11 protein-coding genes and 1 pseudogene are annotated in these 11843 nt (G+C 41.4%); 4 read left to right on the plus strand and 8 right to left on the minus strand.

Annotated elements, in window-relative coordinates:
* The first annotated feature begins 1 nt into the window (after position 1).
* Positions 2-397: a DUF29 domain-containing protein gene (locus VB714_RS25455; RefSeq protein ID WP_416309795.1), complete on the plus strand. Its 396-nt coding sequence runs from the start codon at positions 2-4 to the stop codon at positions 395-397.
* Positions 398-420: 23 nt separating this feature from the next.
* Here VB714_RS25455 and VB714_RS25460 read toward each other — a convergent pair whose 3' ends face one another.
* The 3 genes from VB714_RS25460 to VB714_RS25470 form a co-directional block, all read right to left on the minus strand.
* Positions 421-699, minus strand: coding sequence for a TMEM165/GDT1 family protein (locus VB714_RS25460; protein ID WP_323227912.1), 279 nt, complete (start codon positions 697-699; stop codon positions 421-423).
* Positions 700-729: 30 nt separating this feature from the next.
* On the minus strand, positions 730-1110 hold the full coding sequence (locus tag VB714_RS25465; RefSeq protein WP_323227913.1) for a TMEM165/GDT1 family protein: 381 nt from the start codon (positions 1108-1110) through the stop codon (positions 730-732).
* Between the two features lie 65 nt (positions 1111-1175).
* Complete coding sequence (locus VB714_RS25470; RefSeq protein WP_323227914.1) at positions 1176-1799, minus strand: type II secretion system protein; 624 nt, start codon at positions 1797-1799, stop codon at positions 1176-1178.
* 256 nt (positions 1800-2055) lie between these two features.
* Between VB714_RS25470 and VB714_RS25475 the strand changes: the two genes are divergently transcribed.
* The 3 genes from VB714_RS25475 to VB714_RS25485 are packed head-to-tail and all read left to right on the plus strand — an operon-like array spanning position 2056 to position 5413.
* Positions 2056-2709 carry a methyltransferase domain-containing protein gene (locus VB714_RS25475; RefSeq protein WP_323227925.1) on the plus strand — a complete coding sequence of 218 codons (654 nt, stop codon included), beginning with the start codon at positions 2056-2058 and terminating at the stop codon, positions 2707-2709.
* Between the two features lie 2 nt (positions 2710-2711).
* Positions 2712-3761 carry a polysaccharide deacetylase family protein gene (locus tag VB714_RS25480; protein ID WP_323227916.1) on the plus strand — a complete coding sequence of 350 codons (1050 nt, stop codon included), beginning with the start codon at positions 2712-2714 and terminating at the stop codon, positions 3759-3761.
* A 41-nt stretch (positions 3762-3802) separates the two neighbouring features.
* Positions 3803-5413, plus strand: coding sequence for a glycosyltransferase family 4 protein (locus VB714_RS25485; protein ID WP_323227917.1), 1611 nt, complete (start codon positions 3803-3805; stop codon positions 5411-5413).
* A gap of 202 nt (positions 5414-5615) precedes the next feature.
* Here the strand turns inward: VB714_RS25485 and VB714_RS25490 are convergent, their stop codons facing one another.
* The 5 genes and pseudogenes from VB714_RS25490 to VB714_RS25510 all read right to left on the minus strand — a co-directional run.
* Positions 5616-7148 carry a hypothetical protein gene (locus VB714_RS25490; RefSeq protein WP_323227919.1) on the minus strand — a complete coding sequence of 511 codons (1533 nt, stop codon included), beginning with the start codon at positions 7146-7148 and terminating at the stop codon, positions 5616-5618.
* 68 nt (positions 7149-7216) lie between these two features.
* Positions 7217-8452 (minus strand): phytanoyl-CoA dioxygenase family protein, encoded by a 1236-nt coding sequence (locus tag VB714_RS25495; protein ID WP_323227921.1) that lies wholly within the window; start codon positions 8450-8452, stop codon positions 7217-7219.
* A gap of 16 nt (positions 8453-8468) precedes the next feature.
* Positions 8469-10139, minus strand: coding sequence for a glycosyltransferase (locus VB714_RS25500; protein WP_323227922.1), 1671 nt, complete (start codon positions 10137-10139; stop codon positions 8469-8471).
* A gap of 26 nt (positions 10140-10165) precedes the next feature.
* A pseudogene (locus tag VB714_RS25505) lies at positions 10166-10465 on the minus strand (sulfotransferase domain-containing protein); the annotation flags it as partial.
* A 42-nt stretch (positions 10466-10507) separates the two neighbouring features.
* A partial coding sequence (locus VB714_RS25510; protein ID WP_323227923.1) for a glycosyltransferase family 2 protein occupies positions 10508-11843 on the minus strand: 1336 nt, incomplete at its 5' end.

Below are 11843 nucleotides of genomic sequence, written 5' to 3' on the forward strand. Positions count from 1 at the left end.
TTTGCGTCAAGGTCAATTCGATCGCTTAGATTTGTCTCATCTCATCGAGGAGTTGGAAGATTTGGGAAACCGCCATTACGATCAATTGGAATCTCGTCTGATGCAATTAATTGCCCATTTACTGAAATGGCAAATTCAACATTGGAAACAGACTAACAGTTGGCGAGCCACTATTCGCGTACAAAGAACGGCGATCGCCAAACTACTGCGACGCAATCCAGGTTTAAAATCTCGGTTAGATGAAGCCATGCAGGAAAGTTGGTCGGAAGCGCGAGATCTGGCGATCGCTGAAACAGATTTACCTGATGAACAATTTCCTGAAGTTTGTCCTTTTTCCTTGGAGGAAATTCTGAGTGAAGACTTTTGGCCGGAGAGAGAAAAGAAGGAAGATCGCTAAATTAGCGATCGCGATTTTCTGTTTTATGTTTCTTTTTCTGTCCAGACGAGTCGTAAAGCCAGCAAAACAAAGCCGATCGCGGCACCAGCTTTTAATAATCGCGTTGGTAAAATTTGTGCGACACCTGCACCCACTAAAACCCCGAGAAAACTGGCTAAAACTAATGCTGTTACGGTCCCTAAAAATACCGCCCGAGGCGAGGAGGAACTGCCACTGAGGGCGATCGCCGCTAACTGACTCTTATCGCCAATTTCTGCAAAAAATACAGTGATAAAACTCAAGCCAAATAATTGCCAATCCATTCTTTCAATTATTAATTTTTAGATCAATTTTTAAACTTGCACAACATCCCAAAGTAAAAGAATCGCAACAAACAGCAAAATAGCGGCGGCAGCTAAATCCATTGCTTTGGGACTGATACGCTTAGAGAGCCACCAACCCAGTAAAACGCCGATTAAACTGGTTGTAATGAGGGCGATCGCGGCACCCGCAAAGACAACCCAAGGGGACTGAGATTCGGCTACAATTAACAAGGTCGCAAGTTGGGTTTTATCGCCCATTTCTGCTAGACAAATTGTTACAAATGTCGTGCTAAATGTTCCCCAAAATGCACTCGATCGCCAAGATGATTTTTGCAGGTTATGGCGATCGCCAGTTTCCGATAAGTTGGGAAGTTGCGATCGCGCTTCGGATGTGGGTTTAATAGCAGTCACAAAAATTCAATAAAAACCTTTGACTATCCTATCATCTCCCTTGCAAGGAAAGTTAGCATAATTGGCTAATAGCAATATTTATCATCATCGGGTTTTACATTCTCTTTCCCTCGTCGCATCGCCCCCAAAATCGTCGAAATAATCACGCACCGTTGTAGATTTCCACCATTAGAAGATTTGAGAGCAATTCGACCTTTTGCATTTAGCGAAGTTTTTCCGCACTCATCTCCAGGATTATAAACCGCACAACCATAATGATTAAATTGAACCCGCCATAATTGTTCGGTATCATCTTTGTGAAAAGTTGTCTCTTTATCTCCGCGATCATTCTTTTCTGAGTCAACCTGTACTCCTGATTCTAAATCTTGCCATAATCCATCATTATTCCAAATCGAAGGGGGTATAAAATCGCTATCATCGGCGGGATGAATAACCCATTGTACGCGATCGCCATTGTCTCGGATACTCGCTTGCCATGTTATTTTATCCCGAGTCGCATTACTTTTCGCTGCCATCAACGCCCGATAAATTTGACTCTGGGATTTATTAAGACGAGTACGATTTGTGTAACTTAACCAAGATGGTGCGGCGATCGCTGCCAAAAGACCAATAATAACGACCACAACTAATAGTTCGATAATCGTAAACCCTTGTTCTTGTGAGAAACTGAGAACATTTGTCTTTGACATGATGATAACTCGATACGCCCTACAATTTGCGAGATCGTATCATAAGACGATCTCACTATCGAGTTATTTTAGCAGTAAATTTAGTTTTTCACTATATATTGTGCGATCGCTTATTGATATGATGCAAAAAGTATCATTAGTTAAGGACTATCGGGAAAACATCGCACCAGCAAACTCGCCAATCTTTATGTATAAAGAGTTTATAGCTGTTTTTTGCCAGTAAACTTTGCTAGGGTGAATAGTAATAGTGAATTTGATGACTGAGAAAAATATTCAGTGGGGCAATATGCGACGACTAACCCCAGTTAGCCGTGTTTTCGGGTTAGATCGAGGAATGCCCATCGATCGCTTTTACATTGAAGCCTTTCTGCAAAACCATACCAAAGATATTCAAGGTGTAGTTTTAGAAATTGAAGAACCCGTTTATACTCGTAAATTTGGCAGCGATCGCGTCTCCCAAAGTCATGTTTTACACGCGGAAATAGACAATCCTAGCGCTACAGTCGTGGGAGACTTAGTAACGGGAGAAGGGTTGCTCAAAGACACATTTGATTGTATGATTTTAACTCAAACTCTGCTAGTAATTTATGATATACAGAGCGCGATCGCCAATTGTTACCATGCCCTCAAACCGGGTGGAGTATTATTAGTAACTTTTCCGGGAATTAGTCAAATCAGCCGCTATGATATGGATCGATGGGGAGATTATTGGCGTTTTACCGACGCATCCGCACAACGACTTTTTGGCGATGTTTTTGGGCGCGATCGCGTCACTGTTGAAACTTATGGTAATGTACTGACAGCTTGTGCTTTTTTGCAGGGTTTAGCTGCCCATGAATTAAAGCAATCGGAGTTAAACTATCGCGATCCCGATTACCAATTATTGATTACAGTACGAGCCATCAAATAATAATGCAAAAACTATTCAATCTCGGCAATCGTGCAGTTCGCTGGTTTAGAAAAGAAAACACAAACGCAGCGCTAATTCTACTCTACCATCGGATCGCAAAACTACCCGCCGATCCTCAGTTGTTGTCTGTATCCCCTGCTCATTTTGCCGAACATCTGGAGGTATTACGGCAATATACACACCCTTTAAGTTTGCAACAGCTTGTAGATGCTTTGCGATCGGGAAATCTTCCTCCTCGTGCTGTTGTCATTACCTTTGATGACGGCTATAGTGACAATTTAACTCATGCCAAACCGTTGTTAGCACAAGCAGATATTCCGGCTACAATCTTTATCAGTACCGGTTACACGGAACAGGAACAAGAGTTTTGGTGGGACGAATTAGAACGAATATTCTTACAACCCAATACCCTCCCTCAAACTCTTTCTTTAAAAGTTGCAGATCGATTTCAGGAGTGGAATTTAGAAAATGTGGCAACTTATCATCAAGAAGAATACGATCGCGATCGCCATTGGAATGTCTTACAAGCAACGAATCCAACCCCACGTCACCTGATTTATCGAGCATTACATCAGCAACTTTTTGGATTATCAGGGGCAGAAATCGCGGCAACCTTACAAAAGTTACAAGAAAAGAGCGGACAAGGAACAATAGCTCGCCTCACTCATCGACCTATGATAAAGGAAGAAATAGTACAATTGGCAGAAGAGGGATTAATTGAAGTGGGAGCCCATACCATGACCCATCCCGTTCTTGCTAATTTACCGATCGCAGCCCAACAAGTAGAAATCGAACGCAGTAAAACAACTTTAGAAACAATTTTAGGGCATTCGGTGAACAGTTTTTCTTATCCCTTTGGTACACCTCAAGTTAGTTATACATCCCAGACCGTTGAACTGGTGCGGGAAATGGGATTTAACTGTGCCGTTACGACCTCTCCAGAGCTTGTTGAGGGAAGTTGCGATCGCTATCAACTCCCACGTATTGGCATTCGTGATTGTAATGGTGATGAATTTGCCGAGCAATTGCAAGAACTATTGCCTGTAGCATAAAAGAATACATATTTCACTTTTTAAGATAGGAAAAGCATTTCTTGATCTATCAACAACAGTTAAAAGAAAAAAGTGGTGTGTTACCTCGCGTTGTCCATCTGAGTCAGTCCGATCGCAAAGGAGGAGCAGCATTAGCAACATCTCGTCTCCATCAAGGCTTACAGCGTGCAGGATATTCATCCTCTTTATTTGTTTGCGATCGCGTTTCAGACGACCCCAATACGATCGCCTTTCACCCTGCACAGTTTCAAGAATTAAATCCCATTCCAACGGTTGGGGGTTATTTTTTCACGGACGATCGCAGTCCTTATCAATCTGAGATTTTGCATCAACTTCCCGATGCAGATATTGTACATTTGCACTGGGTAGCTGGATTTGTGGACTATGCCCACTTTTTGAGCAATTTAGCCCCCGTTGCTCCCATTGTCTGGACGCTACACGATACGAATCCCTTTACCGGAGGATGTCATGGGAATGTGGGGTGCGATCGCTTCACCGTTGCTTGTGGAGCCTGTCCGCAACTAGGGTCAACTCAAGAAAGCGATCTCTCTCGGGAAATCTGGCAACGCAAGCATCAGACTCTCAAAAAAGTGGATCGCGATCGCCTTCACATTGTCACTCCCAGTCAATGGCTGGCCGATCGGGTTAAAGAGTCCTCTTTATTAAGAAAATACCCCCTGACAGTCATTCCTAATGCTTTAGATTTGGAGGTATTTGCCCCTCGCGATCGCGCCTTTTCTCGGGAAATTTTAGGCATTCCTCCAGAAGCGAAAGTCCTCTTATTTGCAGCCAATTATTTAGAAGATCCCTATAAAAACTTTCCCGCACTGATTGAAGCGATCGAACAATTACCCAATATTAAAAATATCTTTCTCCTCTCCGTCGGTCGCGGTACGAACAAATTACCTGTCTCTCTTCCTTATTTACATCTTGGCTATATTAACCAACCTCGTTTTCTCTCCCTCATCTATAGTGCCGCAGATTTGTTTGTTTTGCCCTCCAAGCAAGATAATTTTCCCAATGTCTGTCTTGAAGCGATCGCCTGTGGGCTGCCTGTGGCTGCTTTTCCCACAGGAGGAATTCCGGAAATGGTACGCTCTAATGTAACCGGATTACTCGCCTCAGAACCCACCAGCAAAGCATTATCGAGAGCGATCGCTACTCTTTTGCAAGCTCCCCAACACTTAAAACAAATGCGGCATAACTGTCGCGAAATTGCCCTCAAAGAATACAATTTAGAGCAGCAAGCACAATGCTATAGCGCACTCTATCAGCAGCATTATCACGATGCGATCGTCCTTGGAGAAGGCTGGCATCCTCTCGAAACTTATGAGGGGAAAACTTTTCGATGGGTCACGAATGACGCTCAATTTAGTATCAAGAATCCAACAGGTTTGCGGACTACTCTTCGCCTTGATATTGAGCCTGGACTAAGCCTCATTCATCTACCTCTCGAACTATATTTATGCGATCGCCGCGATCGTATTGCAACAAAAATTTTCATTCAGTATCGAACAATTATTTTTCTACAACTCTCCATATCTCCGCATCAAAACAATCAGTTTAGACTACATATTGAAAATAAGAGTCGGGAATTAACAACAGATCCACGTATTCTAAACTTCCGAGTGTTTTCTTTAGGCTGGAGCTAATCAGGCTCAACTAATAAGAGATTGTAAATTATTTCACTATTGATGCGTTTGCCCTGCGAGAATAACCAATCTCTCCCATCGCTTCTCCATGATACTCCCAGAATAAATTATGTAAAGTGATTAAGTAAGACACGAAAAAAACCATTTCCCGATCGCGGGTAAGAAGCTATCCAAATAATCATTTTGATTCCTTACCTTAGAATTACTGATGGGGAACAAAATCGATGGATTGAATCGGTAAACCTAAAGCTCGAAGATCGGAGGATCCCGATCGCTTAGGATAAAATGGCTGACAAAGCAGTGCTAAATTTTGAACTTGTTGCTGAGGATCGAAGAATTCTGACTTTACCGTGAAAGTGATTTTCCATTGTTCCCAGTCATAATTTATCTCTTTTAGAGGGCGATTATTGAACAATAAAGATAATTTGAGATCGAGATAGTCGGGTCGAATGGGGAGCAGTTGAATCGTAACATTATAGGTTTGAGGAGGGAGGGAAACTTTTAGCACTGAAACTGCATCAGTCCAGCGAAAATCTTGTTCTTGCCAATATTCTAATGGATAAAATCCAATCAGATAATTCTCGTCAAGAGTGGGAATATTATAGGTATATAGTTCCGGGAAAGAAGGTTTATTTTTCTGCAAATACTCGCTAATAAAAAGGAGACGACCGTGGCTGACAGAGTCACACCACATCTTGATAAAGACGTTGTAATTGACTGAGGAAGAGCCTCGAAATATATTTAACCAAATGCTCAAAAGCGAAATCTTAAAGCGCGATTGAACACAGCCCCACTTAGCACCTGCTAAAGCATAGGGAAAATATTTGAGTAAAAACTGTAGCTGTAAAAAATAACTTAATTTCTGATTATTTTGAAATGGATTTCCGAACAATTGCTGTAGTAGTATTTTACAAATATAACGAGAATTTTCGGGTCGATAGGTCTCCCGTTTTGACCATTCTATGGAACGACCGATATATTTTGTACAATGTTCGTCAGAGAACTGGGTTCGATAGTGACATTCATTATAACCATGATTATTTTGAGGTTCAAAGGACTTGAGAAATGTCGTTGAATTATAGTGATAGATATCAGCTTTTTCTGCATAACCAATAGGATTACCTGCTTGATATGCTTTTAAAGCGAAGACTCGAGAAGCATAAGATTCGTATTCAAAAGGAATTCCACCTAAATCCAGATAAAGTTGCTTGGGAATCGTAAATCCCCGAATATTCATGTTATGCCAGTATTGTTCTACTTTTTCGGGATGATAATTTTGATCGTACCAACGATCGATAAATTCACCGAGATAGTTATCGTTTTCACCATTGTTTCGACAGCCTACAATTACCTCATCATGAGTTTTTAGATAACGATTCAGTTCTTGCAGGCACGTTGGGGCACCGCTTGCATGAGATTCTGTAAAAACCAGCATTTCATTTTTTGCCTGTTTTGCAGCCAGATCGTAGAGTTCCATGTGGTTGTCAGTATCTGCAAAAATCATACGATCGCAGGGACGTAGAAGTTCTTTCACTTCTTTCTCTAATTCGGGTTGTTTGCCATTTGCTGCCACAATAACTTCGTAATGGTCGTCGGGATAATCTTGTCGAGTCCAACCTTTAGTGCTTTTAATGGCATAGCCTCGATGTAGTAATAAGGTGAAAACAATCGAAAATTTAAAATCATCGGAAGCAATCTGAGAAGTTTCTTGAGGAGAAGAGGTTGCTATAGTCATGTTCTAAGAAAAAGATAAATGGTTCACTAAGAAAATAAAAAGATGATGAGAGAAAAAGGCGATGAATTCTAACCCGATCGCACCAGAGAAACAGAGTGAATCGCCAGCCCGAGTTCGCGTGTATCATTGCTGCTATCGGGATAAAGATCGCAAAAACGCAAGGTTTGAGCAATATGAAAACTCACCCGTACTCTTCCTTGATATTGTTGCAAAGTTTCTGCCGTTACGGATGTTTCTACGACTACAAAACGATCGCTTTGGGACCAAGAGAGAGAAACAGGGCGATCGCAGACTCGAATTTCTAGACTTTGCAGGACTTCTGGAGAAACTGCGTGTAGAATTTGACAAGTTAATCGTCCTTCTCCTTCTTCTTGCCAACTGAGATCGAGCCACGATCGCCTCTCACTCATCCAGCGAAACCCAATATTATTATCTTGTTCCGCTAAATGCCAACCGATGCCAGAAATCCTTTGTTCTAGGGAAAAATGAGCCGCATCGGGTAAAGCAGAAGCCTCGAGAGGATGTGGATCGCTTTCTGGAGGGGGGATTAAAGGGTTGACGCTACTGCGATCGCTGCCACTCAACAAAATAACGGGATGCGATCGCTCCAATTTGACGGAAGGCAATGTTGCTCGAAAGGTTAACCCAATTCTACGCTCTCGAGAATAATTGGGATTAGAGTGATGTAGGATCCGTTCGTCGAATAAAAAGAACTGACCCGGTTGGAGAACCATTGAAATTTTATCCGCTTCATTAAAAGCCGTGGGATCGGCACATAATCCCCCAAACCAACCGGAGAAATTGGCATTATTATTCTGTACCTTTTTGATGGCATGAGTGTGAGTACCGGGGATTAAATCAACACAGCCATTTTCAAGGTTTGCTGGGGTAATGGCCAGCCAAACACCAAGACTTTCTATCTGTTCCAATTGAGAATGCCAGCGATCTTGATGCCAAGGATATTCTTCTTGGGGTTGACCCGGTTTTGCGGGGGGTTTATCAAAAAGATGGGAATAGCGTACAACAAGATCCTTACTGTGTAGGGAAACCAAGCGATCGACAATTGCAGGAGTCGAACACAATTGCCAGATTGTTTGACTATCCAGATGCCGCATTTGGGTCTGATAAGGAGAGAAGGGGGAAGGAGTGGTTAAGACGCGATCGCAAATAATTTCGCGATAGGGTGTCATTTCTTCTTGAGAAAAGGCCGTAAAGGGTCCTAAAAATCCCTGCTGACGATACCGCTCGATCTCATCAGTGTTTAAATGGTATTTGATAGCGGTTTTGGAAGCGATCGCACTCATTAAAAGAACCTCCCCATTAATTGCTCCATCCTAAATCAAAAACGCGAAAATTCAAAATTCGCGAGTCGGAAGACAAGGGTTTACTTTCTTGCTGACAGTGAAGTTTAAAAGTTGTCGATCGCCGAGAGATAATAGGGAGTTGAATATATAGGGTTTCTCGATTGTGAGTAGAGAGGGTCAAGATAGTTTTTCCTCGATAGTCTTGGAGATGGAGAGTGAGGGGAAGTTCACACAAACTTGGACCCGGTTCTAACAATAATCGCAGTGTTTTGCGATCGCCAGTTGGGTTATAAATTCTAATTTCTGCGTCGTTATTGATCCAACGAAAGGTTTCTCCGGCAAAGGTTTCCAGATCGTACCAGTTATCCCCTAACGTGATAATATCTGTCCCCATTTGATGATAAAGCTCAATATAACGACGAGCCTGTTGTTCTAGGGTATATTCAGCGAGAGCAATACGTCGGCAATGAGAGGAAAATTCTGCCAGTTTGTCCGAGTCTTTCAGGAGAGATGCGATCGCACCACTCAACTCTTGACTATTTTCAGGAGAGACCAAAGATCCGGTTAAATTGGGACGCACGAGATCGGGGATTCCTCCGACATTAGTTCCTACTACTGGAGTCCCACAAGCTAGAGATTCTAACACCACATTGGGGAAATTATCCTGCTTGGAGGAAATAACAAATAGATCCGCAGCACTGTAAACCAAGGACAGCAATCGTTCATTTTCAATAAATCCTAAGTGTCGGTGAGGAATGGATACGGGGAGGGAAGGATTTCCTCGACCTAAAGAAAGAAGATATAAATTAGGTAATCTACTGAGATTGCTCAGAGCCTCTCTTAATAAATTAAAATTTTTAATTGGATTGGCGAGATAATCTGCCACAAAAAGAACAACTTTGGCATTTTTTGGCAATCCCAAAACTTCCCGGGCAAAATTGCGATCGCGTGGTGCAAAGTTATCGGTATCAATACCTGTCGGAATCGTCGTCACGGGATAATCTCGAAATAAAGAAGATTGTTTCAGTTTTTGGGTCATCCACCGACTCGGTGCGACGAAGTGAAGGCGATCGCGAGCAACATTTTTGATTGCTTTCTTTTTACTTTCCCAGATTTGCCGAGATAGATCGTTTTCTTGAGTTGAATTGAGTTGCGGACACATTCCACAAGATTGAGTAAAGCGATCGCAAAAGTTGTCAACATGACACCCTCCCGTCAAGGGATTTTCATCGCTCAATCGCCAAATAATAGGAGTTAGAGTGGGGATTTTAGAGAAAAAGGTCTGATAATCAACAAACCCCGCAATCCAATGCAGATTAATAATTTCTGCTTCTGGAAGTTGTTGTAAGAGTTCCGTGGTATAGGGGCTGCGATCGCTACTAAAGAGAGTATTATGTATTGTGTTTGTTTGCACGGGAAAATTTGCAGCATTTTCCCTGTCTACCCGTGTCGGATTAAACTGTTGTGTTTCGCGATCTCCTAGCGTCTCGGAAGAACAATCATTCCGCAATTTCTCTAATACAAATAATGTCGAGTCATAGCCTAAACGATTTAATTCTGAATGTAGGCGATAAGTTGCATTGGGCGCACCTCCACCCATATCTTTTGCACTCAAATGAACGACTCGCAACGGCAAAAATCTCTTATCTAGTATTCCATTTTGTCGCTTATCTTGTCGATAAATCATTTATAATCAGAAAAATTGAGTATAGTTCACCAATTCAAATCTTGTTCGTATCCAGTTTGAATTAACACGTTTCCAAACCGTTTTTTAAATTCATCCTTGATGCGATCGGAGAAATAGTTTTTCCAGTCTCCAACAATCCCTTTCCGTTGATGAGCAGTAATATCTTCTTCTCCTTGCTTACGACCTGTTACTACTTCAAAAGTATTATACTTTACCACATCGTGAATATGCTGCTTACTGACATTAATTTGACAATAGTTAATGATTTTTTCAAATACCGCAAATTCATCAGCAACGATATCTTCATAACGAATTAAAAGAGTATTAGGATCGTCATTTTCCTCTTTTAGGGAAAATAATTGGTTTTACTAGACGAGAATTCCCCAATGTGCTAGTTGATAATATAGCCAAGATTTTTTGAGATAGGGTTTGATATTTAACTCGATTTCTAACTGAGAGACAGTGCGATCGTGACAGCGCGATCGCAGATGATTCATTTCTTCAGTACCGATCGCCTCCCATCCTTGGGTTTTTTGCTGAGGATAGACGCGAAATGCACCTAAAAAACGAGGAAGTCTAACAAATTTTGCTCCCACTGCTTGAAATCGTAGCAGTAAATCCCAATCCATTGCAAAGCGAAAGGATTCATCTACAGATCCTCCTACTTTCTCCCATAATTCTCTTCGCCAAAAAAGGGTTTCTTGAGGGATATAATCAGCCCAGAGTAATACATCATTGTCATGGGGAGGAAGTACCCAACGGCCTATTTCTTCATCTTGTTCATTGATTAAAATTCGGTGTCCGTAGACCACATCAACATCAGGATGTTTGTGAAAATAATTCGCAATATAGAAAAGTGTTCCCGGTAAAAGTAAATCATCTGAATTTAACCATGCCATAATTTCTCCAGTCGTCTGGGAAAATCCGCGATTAATCGCATTAGCTTGTCCGGTATCTGCTTGGGATTTAATTTGTATGGTTTGGGAACAATATTTGTCGAGAATTTTCAGCGTGTCGTCGGTGGAAGCACCATCTTGGATGATATATTCTAGGCTAGGATAATTTTGTTCTAGGATGCTAGTGATAGTGCGATCGATAAACTTAGCGTGATTATAGGAAGGTGTAACTAAAGAAATAGAAGGCAAATCAAAAGATGAACTCTGGGAATAGTAAGATTTGGGAATTTGGAGAGGGCGGGGAGGATATTGATGCGCTAATGTTAACTTATTGGTTTGATTTTTCAGCGCTTTAATTAATCGGATAAGAGGTTGAGGAATCGTTTTTTTCAGGAAAGGACGCAGATAGTATAAATCCCAGTATCTTAAGGAGAAACGACGAAAGGCAATTAAATCTTGAATGGTTTCTTCTTTGCGGATTAACTCTTTTTTTAAGTCTTGGATTGTTTTTTCGTTTTGGTTTAATAAATTTTCATATTGATTAATTAGTTTTTGGATATCTTCGGGAAACTTAGATAAATCAAGTTTTAAGTTTATATCTGACAATTCATTTTGACGAGAATAACCCACTTCTCGCATTGCTTCTCCATGATATTCCCAAAATAAATTATGCAGGTCGAGAGGCATTTCATCTTGCCAACCGCCTATTTTACCGCGTCGAAACAACTTGGGTTCGATTTGGTTAAGATCGGAGAAATTAGGTGAAGATGTAATATTATCTATGGTGGGAATGGGGATATCAAGCTGA

It is taken from the genome of Spirulina sp. 06S082, assembly GCF_034932145.1.
Taxonomy (GTDB): Bacteria; Cyanobacteriota; Cyanobacteriia; order Cyanobacteriales; family Spirulinaceae; genus CCY15215.